The sequence below is a fragment of the Myroides sp. WP-1 genome (assembly GCF_014145635.1).
Classification (GTDB): Bacteria; Bacteroidota; Bacteroidia; order Flavobacteriales; family Flavobacteriaceae; genus Flavobacterium.
The window spans coordinates 15,096-32,332 of sequence record NZ_JACHTC010000011.1; the positions used below are offsets into that span (position 1 = coordinate 15,096).

At 36.5% G+C, this 17,237-nt stretch carries 15 protein-coding genes; 7 read left to right on the forward strand and 8 right to left on the reverse strand.

The genetic code is table 11. From position 1 onward, the window contains the following. Positions 1-155: 155 nt before the first annotated feature. From H4K33_RS10800 to H4K33_RS10825, 6 genes are all read right to left on the reverse strand, one after another. The gene (locus H4K33_RS10800; protein WP_158962782.1) at positions 156-575 is read right to left on the reverse strand and encodes a nucleoside-diphosphate kinase; all 420 of its coding nucleotides are present in this window, start codon (positions 573-575) and stop codon (positions 156-158) included. A gap of 97 nt (positions 576-672) precedes the next feature. After that, positions 673-1,866 carry a nicotinate phosphoribosyltransferase gene (pncB, locus tag H4K33_RS10805; protein WP_182648805.1) on the reverse strand — a complete coding sequence of 398 codons (1,194 nt, stop codon included), beginning with the start codon at positions 1,864-1,866 and terminating at the stop codon, positions 673-675. A 150-nt stretch (positions 1,867-2,016) separates the two neighbouring features. Continuing rightward, on the reverse strand, positions 2,017-3,846 hold the full coding sequence (locus H4K33_RS10810; RefSeq protein WP_182648807.1) for an ABC transporter ATP-binding protein: 1,830 nt from the start codon (positions 3,844-3,846) through the stop codon (positions 2,017-2,019). Between the two features lie 69 nt (positions 3,847-3,915). Then, entirely contained in the window at positions 3,916-5,643 is a 1,728-nt protein-coding gene (locus H4K33_RS10815) for a phospho-sugar mutase (protein WP_182648809.1), read from the reverse strand. A gap of 11 nt (positions 5,644-5,654) precedes the next feature. Beyond that, positions 5,655-6,620: a glycosyltransferase family 2 protein gene (locus tag H4K33_RS10820; RefSeq protein WP_182648987.1), complete on the reverse strand. Its 966-nt coding sequence runs from the start codon at positions 6,618-6,620 to the stop codon at positions 5,655-5,657. Positions 6,621-6,629: 9 nt separating this feature from the next. Beyond that, positions 6,630-7,211 (reverse strand): DUF4199 domain-containing protein, encoded by a 582-nt coding sequence (locus H4K33_RS10825; RefSeq protein ID WP_182648811.1) that lies wholly within the window; start codon positions 7,209-7,211, stop codon positions 6,630-6,632. A 236-nt stretch (positions 7,212-7,447) separates the two neighbouring features. On the opposite strand from H4K33_RS10825, the gene H4K33_RS10830 reads away from it, so the two are divergent. The 5 genes from H4K33_RS10830 (at position 7,448) to H4K33_RS10850 (ending at position 12,956) form a co-directional block, all read left to right on the forward strand. Next, the gene (locus tag H4K33_RS10830; protein ID WP_182648813.1) at positions 7,448-8,011 is read left to right on the forward strand and encodes an AraC family transcriptional regulator; all 564 of its coding nucleotides are present in this window, start codon (positions 7,448-7,450) and stop codon (positions 8,009-8,011) included. A gap of 88 nt (positions 8,012-8,099) precedes the next feature. Continuing rightward, entirely contained in the window at positions 8,100-10,517 is a 2,418-nt protein-coding gene (locus H4K33_RS10835) for a heavy metal translocating P-type ATPase (protein WP_182648815.1), read from the forward strand. A 148-nt stretch (positions 10,518-10,665) separates the two neighbouring features. Next, on the forward strand, positions 10,666-10,881 hold the full coding sequence (locus H4K33_RS10840) for a heavy-metal-associated domain-containing protein (RefSeq protein WP_182648817.1): 216 nt from the start codon (positions 10,666-10,668) through the stop codon (positions 10,879-10,881). Between the two features lie 499 nt (positions 10,882-11,380). Continuing rightward, complete coding sequence (locus H4K33_RS10845) at positions 11,381-11,632, forward strand: type B 50S ribosomal protein L31 (RefSeq protein ID WP_182648819.1); 252 nt, start codon at positions 11,381-11,383, stop codon at positions 11,630-11,632. A 133-nt stretch (positions 11,633-11,765) separates the two neighbouring features. After that, the gene (locus H4K33_RS10850; RefSeq protein WP_182648821.1) at positions 11,766-12,956 is read left to right on the forward strand and encodes a GlmU family protein; all 1,191 of its coding nucleotides are present in this window, start codon (positions 11,766-11,768) and stop codon (positions 12,954-12,956) included. A gap of 298 nt (positions 12,957-13,254) precedes the next feature. On the opposite strand, the gene H4K33_RS10855 is transcribed toward H4K33_RS10850, so the two are convergent. Both H4K33_RS10855 and H4K33_RS10860 read right to left on the reverse strand, forming a co-directional pair. Continuing rightward, positions 13,255-15,123, reverse strand: a complete 1,869-nt coding sequence (locus H4K33_RS10855; protein ID WP_182648823.1) for a hypothetical protein — start codon at positions 15,121-15,123, stop codon at positions 13,255-13,257. Between the two features lie 43 nt (positions 15,124-15,166). Continuing rightward, positions 15,167-15,610 (reverse strand): DUF4268 domain-containing protein, encoded by a 444-nt coding sequence (locus H4K33_RS10860; RefSeq protein WP_182648825.1) that lies wholly within the window; start codon positions 15,608-15,610, stop codon positions 15,167-15,169. 51 nt (positions 15,611-15,661) lie between these two features. Between H4K33_RS10860 and H4K33_RS10865 the strand changes: the two genes are divergently transcribed. Further along, complete coding sequence (locus tag H4K33_RS10865) at positions 15,662-16,312, forward strand: CoA pyrophosphatase (RefSeq protein WP_182648827.1); 651 nt, start codon at positions 15,662-15,664, stop codon at positions 16,310-16,312. Between the two features lie 78 nt (positions 16,313-16,390). Continuing rightward, positions 16,391-17,221: a 1-acyl-sn-glycerol-3-phosphate acyltransferase gene (locus H4K33_RS10870; RefSeq protein WP_182648829.1), complete on the forward strand. Its 831-nt coding sequence runs from the start codon at positions 16,391-16,393 to the stop codon at positions 17,219-17,221. The last annotated feature ends 16 nt before the right edge of the window (positions 17,222-17,237 follow it).

Sequence of the window (17,237 nt, forward strand, 5' to 3'; positions counted from 1 at the left end):
TGTTTTGGCATGAATGTGAATCTGTGAAATACAATTTTTTGCAGTAAAAAAAAGCAGGTGTCAAATACCAGTCTGTAATCTGTTGTAAAAAGTAAAGGCATAAAAAAAACCACGAGCATTGCTCGTGGTTTTTTTATTTTTAGCTTCTAAATAAATTAGAATTGCTCTCTACCAGCAAAGTGGAATGCACCTTCGATAGCAGCATTTTCGTCGCTGTCAGATCCGTGAACTGCGTTCTCTCCAATTGATTTAGCGTATTTTTTACGGATTGTACCTTCAGCTGCATCAGCAGGGTTAGTAGCTCCGATTAATTTTCTGAAATCTTCAACAGCGTTATCTTTTTCTAAAATAGCCGCTACGATTGGACCTCTTGACATGAATTCAACTAATTCACCATAGAAAGGTCTTTCAGCGTGTACTTCGTAGAATTTTTGAGCGTCTCTAACTGTTAATTGAGTTAACTTCATAGAAACAATTTTAAATCCTGCTTCTGTAATCATGTTAAGGATTCCACCGATGTGACCTGCTTCTACTGCGTCAGGTTTAATCATTGTAAAAGTTCTGTTCGTTGCCATTTGTTCTAAAATTAAATTTTTTGCAAAAATAGATTTTTTATGTTTAATATAGTGAATTTTGATTCAAAATATTCACATTCAAATTGAAGTAGTTGTATTATGTTGTCGGAATATCTAATAAACGCTGTGCTAGATCAATCATTTCAGGTGTTCCAGTGTGTTTTTTAGGTTCATCTGATAGCTTGACAACATCGGTCCATGGCCCTCCTTCGGGATAGGCTTGCGTCATTTTAATGACAATATTCAATGCAGGTAATCCCGCATCATTCGTGAAGTCCGTTCCAATACCGAACGACATGCCGATGCGATTTTTACAGTAAGTAGCAATGCGATCAACCTTTTCTGGATTTAACCCATCAGAGAAGATAATTGTTTTCGATAGTGGATCGATATTCATCTTTTTGTAATGGGCAATCGTTTGGTTGGCAAATTCGATGGCATCGCCGCTGTCGTGTCTAACTCCATCAAATAGTTTTGCAAACTTTTTATCAAAGGATTCAAAGAAAACTTTACTGGTATACGTATCTGTTAAGGCAATACCCAAATCACCTCTATAGGTATCTACCCAATGCTCAAGTCCCATTGAATTTGCCATCTTAAAGCCATATTTTGCAGCGTGAAACATAAACCATTCATGGGCATGTGTTCCGATGGGCTTTGTACCGTACTTCATCGCTAAATGTACATTGCTCGTTCCAATGAAAGAACCTCCACCATATTGCTGTAAGGTCTCGACAACTACTTGATGAACGGCATACGAATGTCGGCGTCTTGTTCCAAATTCGGCAATAGTAATACCTAATTTTTTATAGTTTTCAATTTTTTCTTTCGTTTTCGCGCGGATGATATCGTCTGACTCTCTTACCGATCCCGTTAATTTGTAATATAACTCGCAAATCATCGACATCAAAGGCACTTCCCAAAGGATCGTTCTATACCAATATCCTTTAATGGCTACTTCCAAATCTTCTCCTTCTTGTGTGATTTCCACTTCAGAAGGATCGAAGTGATACCCTTGTAAAAAATCCAAATAGGTTGGATCTAAATAAGGACAAGTTACTTGAAGAAAAGCTTTTTCTTGCTTTGTCAGTTTAAGTTTTGCCATTTCATCTACGGCAGCTCTTAGTGCTTCAGCAAATCCGGGAGGGTATTTATGTTGTCCGCGGTTGATGAAAATATAAGCAGCTTTTGCATAAGGGAATTGCTTTACCACGGCATGTTGCATCGTGAATTTATAGAAGTCATTGTCTAAAATAGACGGAATGACTTGAGGTGAAAGTGTTATTTCCATAGCTTCATTGAATTAATCAATCGACTTGTATCTCAAGTTTTAAACACAAAAATACAAGATACGAAAAGTAGAAAGGATATCTCTTAAAATGGAGATAAAAATAAGAAACCCGCTATTAAATGAGATAAGAGCGGGTTTGTTTTAGGTTTTTTATTCAAAGGATTGCAACGATACTAATTTAGTGTACGTTCCATTTTGCTTCATTAATTCCTCGTGTGTTCCTTGCTCTACAATTTTTCCCTTTTGCATTACGACGATGAGATCGGCATTTTGGATGGTAGATAAACGGTGAGCAATCACCACAGAAGTTCTGTTTTTCATCATGTTTTCCAAGGCATCTTGAACGAGTTTTTCGCTTTCTGTATCCAAAGCAGAAGTTGCCTCATCTAAGACCATGATAGGAGGATTTTTTAAAACCGCCCTTGCAATAGATAAGCGCTGTTTTTGTCCGCCTGATAATTTACTTCCCGAATCTCCAATGTTAGTATCGATTCCTTGTGGAAGATCCTTAACGAACTCGTACGCATTAGCTACTTTCAACGCCGCAATGATCTCTTCATCGGTTGCATCTTCATTGCCTAAGAGCATATTGGCTTTGATGGAGTCGTTAAATAATATACTGTCTTGTGTAACTAAACCAATGAGACCACGCAAACTTTGTAAATCTAAATTGCGGATGTCTTCATTGTCAATTTTAATTGCCCCGTTATTGATGTCCCAAAAACGTGTTAGTAAGTTGGCCAGTGTACTTTTTCCACTACCGGATTGCCCGACTAAAGCTACTGATTTTCCTTTTGGAATGGTCAAGGTAAAATCTTTGAGTACTAAATCATCTTCGTATTTGAAATCAATATGTTCAATCGAAATTTTATCGTCAAAACTCTCTTTTCGGATAGCATTCTCTGAACTAGTAATTGGGTTCTTCTCTTCTAAGATTTCCAATACGCGTTCCGCCGCTGCATTTCCTCGTTTTAATGAGTATGATGCTTTAGACATCGCTTTAGCAGGTGTTAAGATATTGTAAGCCATTCCAATATACGCAATAAAGGCCGCACTAGTTAAGGTTCCTGTACCTAATACTAAATGTCCTCCATAAACTAATAAAACCGCAATAGTGACAATCCCCAAAAATTCACTTAAAGGAGAAGATAAGTTTTGACGATTTAAAATAGTATTGTTTAATTCATAAAAAGTTTGCGTTGAATCTTGAAACTTTTTATTGAATCTTTGCTCTGCATTAAAACTCTTAATCACCTTTAAGCCCGATAGTGATTCCTCAATGATAGATAGGAAGTATCCCTGTTCTTCTGATGCTCGTTGAGAACTGCGTTTTAGTGTTTTTCCCACTTTAGAAATAATTATTCCCGAAACAGGTACAAAAACAAAAACAAAAATAGTTAGTTCCGTACTAATAGCAAACATACCGATGATTGTAAAGACGATGGTTAACGGTTCTCGAACCAAAACCTCTAAGATCGATAAAAACGAGTGTTGAATTTCCAATACATCAGAAGTCATTCTAGAAATTACATCTCCTTTGCGTTTTTCTGAGAAAAAAGAAAGAGGAAGATCCACAGATTTTTTAAACATGGCGTTGCGGATATCCTTTAAAACACCATTGCGCAAGAAAGTAATAAAATACATCGCCCAATAGTTGAACAAGTTTTTCAACAAGAAAATAGTGATGACAACACCAGCCATCACCATCAATGTGTGTTGTGCACCATGTTCTGCCGTATATTGAGTCAGAAAGTAAGACATCGTATCTTCTAAATAACCTTTTAGATGACCAATGCCTGTATAAACAGGTTGTTCTGTTACTTTCTTTCCATCGCCAAACAGAATGGTTAACATTGGAATTAAGGCCAAAAAACCTAAGGCACTAAAAAGTGCATAGAGGATATTGAAAAAAACATTCAGATAAGCGTAGGATTTATACGGCTTAGCGAAATAAATGATCTTTTTAAAATATTCGTTCATATTTGTAAAATATAAAAGGCAAAAATAAAGAAAAAAGACTGGTTATTGACCAGTCCTTTTGTATGCTGTTTAGTTCAGTTTCATTTCATCGATGATGGACTGAATCTTGTCTGTCAAGAATTGTTCCACTGCTTGAACGTCATTCAGACTATCTAACCATTCATTTACACTGAAGTAGAATTTAATCTTTGGTTCTGTTCCACTTGGGCGAGCCGCAATTTTTGTTCCGTCTTCTAGATAGTAAATCAATACGTTTGACTTCGGAATATTAATCGATTCCGTATCGCCCGTGAGTAAGTTTCTCGCTTGACTTGTTTGGTAGTCTTCTACGCAAACCACGCGTTGTCCGATGATTTCTGACAGGGGATTTTCGCGTAATTCAACCATCATTTGTTTGATTTCTTCTGCACCAGAAATTCCTTTTTTCACTAGAGAAATGAGGTGTTCTTTATAATAACGGTGGTCGATATACAAATTCATTAATTCTTGGTAAAAAGAACTACCTGCTGCTTTAGCTAAGGCTGCAATCTCACAAACCAATAAAGCAGAAGCTACAGCATCTTTGTCGCGTACTTTGTCGCCAACCATATAACCGAAACTTTCTTCTCCACCGCCGATGAATTGTTGTTGAGGAAACTCTTTAATGAATTTTGCAATCCACTTAAATCCTGTTAATCCCACCTTGCACTCTACACCATAGCTCTCTGCTAGGTCTAGCATCATTGGTGTAGAAACAATGGTAGATCCAATGAATTCATTACCTGAAAAACCGCGGTTGACTTTCCATTGTTCTAACAAGAACGCCGTCATCATTACCATCGTTTGGTTTCCATTCAACAAGATCATTTTTCCATCCAAATCGCGAACCCCTATACCAATACGATCTGAATCTGGATCTGTACCAATCACGATATCAGCTCCTTTTTCTTCTGCCAGTGCCATGGCCATAGTTAATGCTTCTGGTTCTTCTGGGTTTGGTGATTGTACCGTTGGGAAATCGCCGTTGGGTTCTTCTTGTTCTTTGACAATATATACGTTGTTATATCCCGCTTCTTTCAAGGTTCTTGGAATCAATTTGATCGAAGTTCCATGAAGGGAAGTATACGCAACTTTTAAGCCATCTTTGACTGCTTGTGGCGTGTTAAAACTCGCATTTTCTATCGTTGAATCAATGAATGCACGATCTAATTCTTCTCCTACAATAGTTATGAGCGAATCATCTCCTGCAAAATTTACTTGTTCATAAGTCAACTGATTGATCTCGTCAATTACTGCTCCATCCTCTGGTGGTACAATTTGCCCTCCATCAGACCAGTATACTTTGTATCCGTTGTATTCCGGTGGATTATGTGATGCTGTTAAAACGATTCCCGCCTGACATCCGTAGTGGCGTACCGCAAAAGACAACTCTGGTGTAGGACGCATATCTCCAAATAGATATACGTGAATGCCATTTGCTGTGAATACATCCGCAACAACCTTGGCTAATTCTTTACTATTATGACGGCAATCATAGTTGATTGCTACTTTTACTTCTTGATTAGGAAAAGATTTTTTGATGAAGTTCGATAATCCTTGCGTGTTTTTTCCCAAAGTGTATTTGTTGATTCGGTTTGTACCTACCCCCATAATACCCCTCATACCTCCTGTACCGAATTCTAAGTTTTTGTAGAAACTATCTTGTAATTGAACAGGATCTTGCTCAAGTAATTGTTGAACAATAGCTTGTGTCGCTTGGTCAAATGGTTTTTGTAACCATTGTTCTGCCTTTGCTAAAATTTCTTTTTCTATTTGCATTTTCTTCTAATTTAGCGTTTGTTTAAACCACTGTATGCAGCAATTTTATATCTACTTGTATTTGATTTTGTTTGTAAAATAAGCTCTCCTAAAAAACCAGCCAAAAACAATAATGTTCCGATGATCATGGTAGATAGAGCGATGTAAAACCACGGATCTTGCGTAACTAAAATAGCAGGTTTGTTATGGTATAGTTTTATTAGTTTATTAGCACCGATGCTTGCGGCAGCTAAAAAACCAATGATAAAAGTGATTACTCCTAATGTACCAAAAAGGTGCATGGGTCTTTTGCCAAATCGAGATAAAAACCAAATCGTTATTAAATCCAAGAATCCATAGATAAAACGACTCATCCCAAATTTAGTTGTACCGTATTTTCTCGCTTGATGCTGTACTACTTTTTCGCCAATTTTGTCAAAACCTTCATTTTTTGCCAATACGGGTATATAGCGATGCATCTCACCTGAAACTTCTATGTTTTTAACCACTTCCTGACGATAGGCCTTTAATCCACAGTTGAAATCATTTAGTTGTACACCCGATGTTTTACGAGCAGCCCAATTAAAAAGTTTTGAAGGTAGATTTTTAGCGATTATTGAATCGTATCGCTTCTTCTTCCAACCCGATACCATGTCGTAGTGTTCTTCCATGATCATTCGATACAACGCCGGAATTTCGTCCGGACTGTCCTGTAGATCTGCATCCATCGTGATGACAACGTCGCCCTCAGCTTGTGCAAAACCCGCATGTAATGCCTGTGATTTGCCAAAATTGCGTTGGAATTTAATCCCTTTTACACTCGAATCTTGCTGAGATAATTTTGTAATAATTTCCCATGACTGATCCTTGCTACCATCATCTATAAATAAGATTTCATAGGTATAGTTGTTTGCATGCATTACCTTACTGATCCAAGTATATAACTCAGGTAAAGATTCTGCTTCATTAAGCAAGGGAATGACAATGGATATATTAATACTCATGGTTTAGCTGTTTGATTCAGAAGAAGTCGATTCTGCTTGATCTTCTTCCTTTATCGGTGTTGTAAACTCCGATTTATTTTTGAAAATAGCGGCTAATAATAAACCTAAGATAGACATACGTAAAATGCTACCTGCCCACATAAATAATTGAGAACCTGGTTCAAATTGATTTAACTCTTCTGATTTACTTAGCTGTTCGTTAATCTGTTCTTGTGGTAACCCCGAATTGTTTAAGGTATCAACCAACATATCGTGTAAAACTGTATTAATCAATTCTTTTGCAGAAGGATCAACGAGGTTGAATAGAATATTATACATTAGATAATTTACTGTAACACCAATGGCTACTGTAATTAAATAAGGGGTGAAAGCTTCTCTAAATGTTACATAACCTCCGACTTTTCTTTTTGCCATAAAAACGCATAATACGCCAATAACAATGATGACGAACATATTAAAAAATCCGACAAATTTATTTGCAAAAAGGGTTTTGTCTGTAAAAAATAAGGTACAGTTGAATAGGACGTAATATAAGGCTAATACAATCCCAAAGGTTATGCCTACTTTGTTGAGAGGGTTCTTCATTGATGTGTTTTCAAAAAAATGTAAGTTACAAATATACTAAAATACCCTTTTAGTTTTTGTTCTCTGAGGTAATATAAGACAAAAGATAAGGAAACGCCCTCTGGATTGAAATAGAACTAGCTAGTTTTACTTCGTACTTCTCTTACTTGGGTGAAGGAATCTCTTTTTTGAGTCTTGTGTTTTTACTATTTTTACAGGTAATGAACAGGAGATTTTTCTCCAGTAAACGAATTGAGATGAGTGTACTTTTTATCAAGAACATGGTGTGTAATCGCTGCGTGCTAATGGTCCAAAAGGAAATTGAAATGATGGGGTTGACGATCAAAGCAATCAAGTTGGGAGAAGTAGAATTGGACGCTGAACCTAGCGCAAAGGAAAAAGAAGCGCTTCATGAAGCCTTAGTTACTTTGGGATTTTACCTTATAGATGACAAAAAAAGTCAATTGATCACAAGGATTAAAACGGCAATTGTCGAACTGGTGCACTATCAAAATAACGATTTGAAAGTAAATCTGTCCGATTATCTAAGTAGAGAACTTGGACACGACTACAATTATCTATCCAATTTATTCTCCGAAGTGGAGGGAAAAACAATTGAGAAATACTTTATTGCTCAAAAAATTGAAAAAATTAAAGAATTATTGGTGTATGATGAGCTGTCACTCAGTGAAATTGCAGCTCAACTCAACTATTCTAGTGTGGCTTACTTGAGCAATCAGTTTAAGAAAGTAACGGGATTAACACCGAGTTACTTCAAGAAAATACGCGAAAAAAAGAGAAAACCCTTAGATGAGGTATAAGTAAATGTTACAAATTATACCTGAAATTACGTAACACTTTATGAGGCGATAGTTCCCAACTTTGTGTTGTACAAATACCAATAAAAGTATGACAACAAATAGTAAACATAAAGTAGTATATCTACCCTTAGAACAAGTGAATAGCGAACATTGTGCCTTGGTGGTAGAAAAAGGGTTGACCCAGGTAAAAGGAATCGAATCACCTCAGGTCGAACTCAACAATCAACGCGTAGCTATTTCGATTTCAGCTACAGAAGTGATCGGACAAGCAGTAAAAAAAGTTCGAGATTTAGGTTATGATGTACCTACGGTCAAACAAACGTTTCCTGTTTTAGGGATGACCTGTGCTTCTTGTGCTGGAAGTGCGGAGAGTATTGTCAGTTTTGAAGAAGGTGTCGTGGAGGCTGCTGTAAATTTTGCTACAGGAAACCTAACAGTAGAGTATCTTCCTACATTGACTAACGCTACTCAATTACAAAAGGCAGTACAAGGTGCAGGTTATGATCTATTGCTTGTGGATGAAATGAAACAACAAGAATCACTAGAAGCGATTCATGCCGAAAAATTCAAACAACTAAAAAAGAAAACTTTTGGGGCGGTTGTTCTGTCAATTCCCGTTGTTGTCATCGGAATGTTTTTCATGGATATGCCGTATGGGAATGAAATCATGTGGTTGTTTTCAACGCCTGTATTGTTGTATTTCGGAAAAGATTTCTTTATCAATGCGTGGAAACAAACTAAAAATCGCTCGGCTAATATGGACACCTTAGTGGCATTGAGCACAGGAATTGCTTATATCTTCAGTGTATTTAATATGCTTTTTGCGGATTTTTGGATTCGTCGAGGATTAGAAGCACACGTGTATTTTGAAGCCGCAGCGGTAATTATAGCCTTTATCTTACTTGGTAAATTGTTGGAAGAAAAAGCCAAAGGCAATACATCGTCAGCAATCAAGAAATTAATGGGACTTCAACCTAAGACGGTGCTTGTATTACAAGTAGATGGAACCGAAAAACAAATACCTATTGAACTAGTTGAAGTAGGGGATGTGATTGTTGTCAAACCAGGTGAAAAGATTGCGGTAGATGGAATGGTTGTTACTGGTAGTTCTTATGTAGATGAGAGTATGCTAAGTGGCGAACCGGTTCCTGTATTGAAGAAAGAGGGAGAAAAAGTGTTTGCAGGAACAATGAATCAAAAGGGCAGTTTTCAGTTTAAAGCCATAAAAGTGGGAAAAGAAACCTTGTTGGCTCAGATCATTCGCATGGTACAAGATGCACAAGGAAGTAAAGCCCCTGTACAAAAATTAGTGGATAAGATTGCGGGAATATTTGTACCTGTAGTTATTGGAATAGCAATATTAACCTTCCTGTTATGGGTTGTACTTGGTGGAGAACACGGGGTGGTTCAGGGATTATTAGCCGCTGTAACGGTTTTAGTTATCGCTTGTCCTTGTGCATTAGGGTTGGCAACCCCAACAGCAATTATGGTAGGTGTAGGGAAAGGAGCAGAGAACGGAATCCTTATCAAAGATGCCGAAAGTTTAGAATTAGCCAAGAAAATTACAGCTATTGTCTTAGATAAAACAGGAACTATTACTGAAGGTAGACCTCAAGTAACTGGAGTAAAATGGCTCAAAGATCAGGAGGAAAGAAAAGAGGTGTTACTGAGTATAGAAAAACAATCGGAACATCCTTTGGCGGAAGCGGTTGTAACTTATTTGAAGGAAGTGAAGACCACGGTAATTTCAAATTTTGAAAGTATCACTGGAAAAGGAGCGCAGGCAGATCATCAAGGGATTACCTATTCTGTGGGAAATAAAAAATTGTTGAACGAACATCAGATTGCAATTGCTCCCGTTTTGCAACAACAAGCCAATCAGTGGGAACAAGAATCAAAAACAGTCATTTGGTTTGCAGATGATCAACAAGCCTTAGCTGTCCTTGCTATTTCTGATCAAATCAAACAAACTTCGGTTCAAGCGATTCGAGAAATGCAAAATATGGGTATTCAATTGTATATGTTAACAGGTGATAATAAAGCTACAGCCCAAGCTATTGCAGATCAAACAGGAATACAACACTATCAAGCAGAAGTTTTACCACAACACAAAGCAGAGTTTGTCAAAGATTTACAAAAACAAGGTCATATCGTAGCTATGGTAGGGGATGGAATTAACGATAGTACAGCTTTAGCAACAGCAGACGTGAGTATTGCCATGGGAAAAGGAAGTGATATTGCTATGGATGTGGCCAAAATGACTATCATCTCTTCAGATTTAACCAAAATTCCACAAGCCATTCGATTGTCTAAACAAACAGTAAGTACCATTAAGCAAAATTTATTCTGGGCGTTTATCTATAATTTAATTGGAATTCCCATTGCTGCAGGTATTCTATATGCCGTGAATGGATTTCTGCTAAATCCAATGATTGCTGGCGCAGCTATGGCACTGAGTAGTGTAAGTGTGGTGAGTAATAGCTTGCGATTGAAGTGGAAAAAGTAGGGCGTAAGCTTATAGGAAGAGCTATTTTAAATAGAATTCAGCCGATGAAACCGTGAAATCTCACAAATTATAACAAGAATTATATAACGATATTTCATACAAAAGAAAAGAACTTTGTTGAAGTATTTAACATTAAAAATGAAAGAATATGGTAAATAATACAAGTCAATACAAAACTAATTTAAATTGTTCAAGCTGTGTAGGAAAAGTAACAGCAGATTTAAATGAAGCCCTAGGGGAAGGACAATGGTCTGTAGATACTTCTGTAAGTGATAAAATTCTAACAGTTAAAAACGATGCATTAACGGCTGAAGAAGTAGTAGCTATCATTAATAAAAAAGGATTTAAAGCAGAAGAGTTGTAGGAGTGTCGTTCGATGAGTGAATCAACTGATAATGGATCACTTTAGTTTGACACGATAGGAGTTAAGTATAGTTTACCTCCAATGTACCTCATTAATGAGTCTATGGTGAGTCTATTAAAAACAATCATTAATGGACGCACTATGGACTCATCTCGTACGAACTAGTTAGAGTGCTGCTCTGACGGTACAACGATAGTTCCTAAATGCTATTCTTTATTATATCGTTTCGTTAAGATAGAGCAAACTATTTCTAGTAATACAATCTTTACTAGTGAAATTAATGTTTCAAAAATGGTCAACCGTATTTAGGGGTATTCAACAAACAACAAAAAAACAGCTACAAAAAAGTGAAAAAGTATTTGTAGATTCAAATTAAATTGTAAATTTGCATGCTTAAAGAAAATAAGTATAACCCAAAAGTTATTTGACGTTTACACCTTTCTTGAAAACAGAAAGCTTCGAAATAGAGAATAGCTCAATTTTTTAAAATAGATTTATCATGAAAAAAGGTATTCACCCAGAAAATTACAGATTAGTAGCATTTAAAGATATGTCAAATGATGACGTATTCATTACAAAATCAACAGTTGAAACAAAAGAAACAATTGAAGTTGATGGAGTAGAATACCCAGTGTTCAAAATGGAGATCTCTCGTACATCTCACCCATTCTACACAGGTAAATCTAAACTTATTGATACTGCAGGACGTATCGATAAATTCAAAAGCAAATATGCTAAATTCAACAAATAGTCTGAATTTAATCAAGATAACGAAAACCTTCCAAGCAATTGGGAGGTTTTTTTTGTATATATATTTAAGATGTTGTGTTTTTTATAGGAGTTTCTCTTAACTTTGACTATTAGATGAACCGATATTTATTGTTATGAATTATATTTTATTTGATGGAGAAGTAAGAAATGCTTTATTGCCTTTTACTTTTACAAGACCGGTAGCTGATATACGCGTTGGAATTCTAACGATTCGCGAAAAGTGGGAAAAGTATTTGGGCTATACTACTACAACGGTTACTGAAGAATATTTGGAAGCAAAGTTTCCTATGGTGGAAGCTGCTCAAAATATTATGATTAATAGTGCTTTCTTGCCCAATGAAAAATTAGTTGGATTAATTCAAGATTTGCAACCGAACCAAGCCATCTCTTATCAAGATGATATTGTTGCTTTTTTTACTGAAGAAGAACAAGAAGAAATTGATTTTGATGAATATGAGGTTTTGGATTATACAGATAAGTTAATCAAAATCGCGCATAAATGGGATATTTTCCAATTCAATGATATTGCAATTCGTCAAGATTATACGTTGCTGACTGAAGATCGTATTTCAGAACCTATTCCTTCAACAGTGCAAGTACTAGGTAAGGAACAGGTATTTATAGAAGAAGGTGCTGTCTTGAATTTTGTTACCCTGAATGCAACTACAGGACCTATCTATATTGGTCGAAATACAGAAATTATGGAAGGGGCAATTATTCGCGGCCCTTTTGCATTGTGCGAAGGCGCACAGGTGAAAATGGGCGCTAAAATTTATGGGGCAACAACAATAGGACCAGAATGTAGAGTAGGAGGTGAAGTGAGTAACTCAGTTATGTTTGGCTATACCAACAAAGGGCATGATGGATTTTTAGGGAATTCTGTTTTGGGTGAATGGTGTAACTTAGGTGCGGATACCAATAATTCGAATCTTAAAAACAACTATGCACCAGTAAAATTGTGGAATTACCAAACGAATACAACAGAAAATACAGGCTTGCAGTTTTGTGGATTAATGATGGGAGATCACAGTAAAAGTGGAATCAATACCATGTTTAATACAGGAACTGTAGTAGGTGTTGCTTGTAGTATTTTTGGCGGTGGTTTTCCCAAAACATTTTTACCAAGTTTTACTTGGGGAGGTAAAGACTTAGACGATGTATATGATGTCGATAAAGCCATTGCTACTATGAAAATTGTCATGAGTCGTCGCCATGTTGAATGGACGCCAATAGAAGAAGATATTATTCGCCATTTAGCAGAAGATAATAGATTGGAACGCTTTCAAGCAAAATTGGCTTATTAGAAAAAGGAGAGAGGATAGAGATTTTTTCAATTTAAACCAGTTTCTACTTAGTATAAAAAAACAAAGGACGAGCCATACTCGTCCTTTGTTTTTTTATTTAGTGTTGCTTGTGCTTTTTACTTTAATCGAGAATTATATCACAAAATACAAACCACAAAGAGCAAACCTCACAAACCTCACAAACTTCACAAACCTCACAAACCTCACAAACCTCACAAACCTCACAAACCTCACAAACCTCACAAACCTCACAAACCTCAAAAAAAATCACTCCTTTCTTCTTTCCCTTCTCATTTCTCTAATAATACGAAACCGTTTGCGGTCGATCGTAATTGAAGTTTGGTAAATCCATGTTGTATTGAACTGAATTGGCGCGGAACACGCTATTCCCAGAATCAGGCATGGTAGGGTAGTAAACTAAAGAAATGGTAACCTTGCTAAATACGAGATAGTCGTTATTTGCAACTAGACCTAAGCTAAAGCGAGAGTAGAGTTTAGGATCGAGTAAGCGGTTGCTGCTGTCGCCAATAAAGGCACCTTCAAAACTAAAATAAGGGTTGAAGCGGAATCCTTTCCATTCATAAGGAGCATACGATTGCCATTGATAGGCCAAGGATAATCGTTTAGTACCCGTAATTTTTTGTGCGCGTATTCCTTGAATAATACCTTCAATTTTCAATTCATCACCGATATGATCAAGGCGATGTGATCCTATAACTAGTTGAGGTACAAAGAAATGTCTGAATTTCCAATTCCCCAAAACAAAGAGTCGAGTAAAATAGGTTCCCTCTAAACGAAAGGCTGCTTGTTCGGTTTTGCCACCGTGAAAATGGCCTCCCCATTCAATATTTCCTGAAAAATACCCCAATTTAGTATAGCCGCCCATAGAAAATTTAGCACCTAAATAAGCCCGTCTTTTGTCATACCGATCTCGCATCCCACCAGTAAGCGCTAAAATCTTACCTACTTGAACGTCTTCAATGATATCGTAATTGAAGATGAATCGATCTTGTACATAGTTGGTAGAACTTAAACTAACAGAAGCTAAATACAAGCGTTGATCTCGATAATAATTATACGGATCGTACTCTTTTCCAGGGGTTGAGTGGTAGTTTTCTTTTACAAAGCGCAACGAGGTACGCAAATTCGTTATAATAGGACTCTTCGTTGATACCGGAATGGAATATCCCGCCCAGTAATCATAGGTGTTGTATTTGATTGATTCGAGACTATACTTCATGTCTTGATCTGGGAGAGAGTCTCGTCTAAAACGCTGTTGCGCGCTAAAGCCACCAGCCCATTTTGCATAGGGAGAGTAAAAAGGTCTATTTAAAGAGACGCCTTTGACATAATTGCCCCAAGTATCTTGATTAAACAAAATATTAGAGCGAATAAAGGTATTTTGAATGTTATTGACAGAATAACTGAAATAAGCACCTTGTTTATTTTCTTTGAAACGCGTAATGTATTGCACGGTTACATCATGACCAAAACCACCGAAATTGCGATCTGTCAATTTCACGCGCATGGAAGAAGTTGAAATAGAACCACTGGGATAAATCGTCCAAGAGTCTAATTCTCGAATCGCTATATCCACTGAATCTGGCGAGGAGGTAGGAATAGCCGAGATCATTACTCGTCTTACATATCGTTGGGTACGGATTAAACGCTCGGATTCCTTTACTTTTAGCGAGTCAAAAACATCCCCCTCCTTGAAGAGTAAAAAATTGCGAACGGTAAATTTTTTCGTTTTTAAGTGCAATCGATTTCCCCATACTTCTAAAGATTTTGTAGGCTTTTTGAGGGAGTCTTTTTCCGAATAACCAAAAGGATCTAAAGTCGTGATATTGATATTTCGAATGATTTTTCCTTCTCCTTTGTCCAAGTGTCGATTGATTTGAACTTCGGGAGCGTGTGCTACTAAGCGCTTGTTGCTCTTGTATACGAGTTTATTGAATAAACGACCTAATTTACTTCCTTTGTTTTTCTCTTTAAAATTAGCAAAAATCTCGGTGGTATCTTTTTCAACTTGAAAAGGTAGTTTTTCGAGTTTAGTCGGCTCAAACTTCGGTACGATTGTATCTACTTTTAGAATAGGTCTAACCTGCGCATAATTTACTTGCACAGTGAGACAAACGAAAATTAAAAAGGTGATAAATCTCAGCATTGGTTTTTTGGCGTAGAGCAACTCGATTATTGTAACGCAAAAGTTAAGTATTTATTTCTAAATCTCGGATATAATCTTCATACTCATAAAAGAAAATTTCAAAAGCAGTCATTTTTTCATTAAAAAAATCAAACATCTGATCCCAAGTCTTCGGATTATTGATTGAAACCCCTTCTAAGGAAACCCATATACGGCTGATTAATTTTCCATTTTCAAGATAATATTCACGTTCAAATAAAGCATCAGGAAGGTGATCCTCTAAGAGAATTCCCTTGAGTGACTCTACCTTCTCGTAATAGATTTTTCGTTTTTCTTCATCTCGAGGTTCAATATCTAATAGAACTTCTGCTTTTTTATTGTCGGCGTAGAACTTAAAAGAAACATCCTTAATCTTGGTATTGTGCAATAACCATTTTCTTGGATAGGTTTCAGCAAACTGGATCCAAAATTCTTTTTTTATTCTTTTAGCGTCTTCTTTACTATACATTGTTGATAAAGTCGTAAATTTAGGTATGTGTTAATTTGATATAGCAAATCTATGACTTTTGATTCTTTTTTGCATAAGATTGAGCAAATTAAAGGTGCAACTCCTGTTGGAATTGATGCGCACCGATTGATGATCCCTGTCGAAAGGATTCCCTACTTGTATGCAGAAGATTTTGTGGAGCAACATCCAAAAGAATCTGCAGTAATGATGTTGTTGTATCCTAAGGGAAAAGAAACCAATGTATTACTTATAGAAAGAGCAACGTATAAAGGTGTTCATTCGGGACAGGTTGGTTTTCCTGGGGGAAAATATGAACTCAACGATCTGGATTTACAACAAACTGCTTTGAGAGAAACTCACGAAGAAGTTGGAATAGTACAAAGGGATATTCAAATTATTCAACCGTTTACGAAGATCTATATTCCTCCAAGCAACTTTTATGTTCAACCCTACTTGGGGATTGCTGAAAAGGAACTTGTCTTTAGTCCCAATGCGTTTGAAGTGGCTAATATCATAGAACTTCCTTTGCATGTTTTGCTAGAAGATAGTATTGTCAAAGAGGTGGAAATGAAAACGAGTTATGCTTCTTGGACACATGTTCCGGCATTTATCTACAAGGAGTATACAATTTGGGGGGCAACGGCTATGATGTTGAGTGAACTCAAAGAAACCTTGAAATTCGCATTAAAAACATATAAATAAGGAGGAATTAGCAAATTTTAACCTATTGAAAGTATTAAAAGCATTAAATTTGTAGTTCATTAATCAGGATGTAGGAACATGGGATTATTTAAAAGAAATCCGTTTGGACATATTTTATGGCTTAAAAAATGGATCATTAGAACGTTTGGTTTTTTAACCCATCAACGTTTTAGAGGTTTTAACGACTTACAAATCGAAGGATCAGAAGTTTTACGCCATTTGCCCGATAAAAATGTATTGTTTATCTCAAATCATCAGACTTATTTTGCCGATGTGGTAGCTATGTATCACGTATTTAATGCTAGTCTGAAAGGACGAGATAATTCAATTAAAAATATTATGTACATCTGGAAACCCAAGCTCAATCTTTACTATGTAGCTGCGGCAGAAACGATGAAAGCAGGATTATTACCTCGTATTATGGCTTACGTAGGGGCTGTTCAAGTGGATCGAACTTGGAGAAGTAAAGGCGTTGATATTGATGAAAAACGCGAGGTTAACCAGGATCAAGTTGAAAGTATTAAAATTGCCTTAGATGACGGTTGGGTCATTACGTTTCCACAGGGAACAACCAAGTCATTTAAACCTATTCGAAAAGGAACAGCACATATTATTAAAAATTATAAGCCTGTTGTAGTTCCTATCGTAATTGACGGTTTTCGCCGTTCTTTTGATAAAAAGGGATTGCACCTGAAAAAGAAAGGGATTCTCCAATCTATGGTTATTAAAGAACCTTTAGAAATAGATTACGAGGACAGTAGCATTGATGAAATTGTTGAACAAATTGAAATGGCTATTGAGCAACATCCTTCATTCTTAAAAGTAATTCCGCAAGAGTTTATGGAAGAAGAGAAGGAGTTAAACGAAAAGAGAACGTATGATTACTACAGTTCATCTAAGAACTATTGAGCATAAAAAAAGGTCA

Excerpts from the sequence above, each read along its gene's own strand:
- H4K33_RS10815 (WP_182648809.1), bottom strand. The coding sequence starts at position 5,643 with ATGCAAATAGAAAAAGAAATTTTAGCAAAGGCAGAACAATGGTTACAA.
- H4K33_RS10840 (WP_182648817.1), top strand. The coding sequence starts at position 10,666 with ATGGTAAATAATACAAGTCAATACAAAACTAATTTAAATTGTTCAAGC.
- H4K33_RS10865 (WP_182648827.1), top strand. The coding sequence starts at position 15,662 with ATGACTTTTGATTCTTTTTTGCATAAGATTGAGCAAATTAAAGGTGCA.
- H4K33_RS10870 (WP_182648829.1), top strand. The coding sequence starts at position 16,391 with ATGGGATTATTTAAAAGAAATCCGTTTGGACATATTTTATGGCTTAAA.
- H4K33_RS10845 (WP_182648819.1), top strand. The coding sequence starts at position 11,381 with ATGAAAAAAGGTATTCACCCAGAAAATTACAGATTAGTAGCATTTAAA.
- H4K33_RS10830 (WP_182648813.1), top strand. The coding sequence starts at position 7,448 with ATGAGTGTACTTTTTATCAAGAACATGGTGTGTAATCGCTGCGTGCTA.
- H4K33_RS10810 (WP_182648807.1), bottom strand. The coding sequence starts at position 3,846 with ATGAACGAATATTTTAAAAAGATCATTTATTTCGCTAAGCCGTATAAA.
- H4K33_RS10860 (WP_182648825.1), bottom strand. The coding sequence starts at position 15,610 with ATGTATAGTAAAGAAGACGCTAAAAGAATAAAAAAAGAATTTTGGATC.
- H4K33_RS10825 (WP_182648811.1), bottom strand. The coding sequence starts at position 7,211 with ATGAAGAACCCTCTCAACAAAGTAGGCATAACCTTTGGGATTGTATTA.
- H4K33_RS10800 (WP_158962782.1), bottom strand. The coding sequence starts at position 575 with ATGGCAACGAACAGAACTTTTACAATGATTAAACCTGACGCAGTAGAA.
- pncB (WP_182648805.1), bottom strand. The coding sequence starts at position 1,866 with ATGGAAATAACACTTTCACCTCAAGTCATTCCGTCTATTTTAGACAAT.
- H4K33_RS10855 (WP_182648823.1), bottom strand. The coding sequence starts at position 15,123 with ATGCTGAGATTTATCACCTTTTTAATTTTCGTTTGTCTCACTGTGCAA.
- H4K33_RS10850 (WP_182648821.1), top strand. The coding sequence starts at position 11,766 with ATGAATTATATTTTATTTGATGGAGAAGTAAGAAATGCTTTATTGCCT.
- H4K33_RS10835 (WP_182648815.1), top strand. The coding sequence starts at position 8,100 with ATGACAACAAATAGTAAACATAAAGTAGTATATCTACCCTTAGAACAA.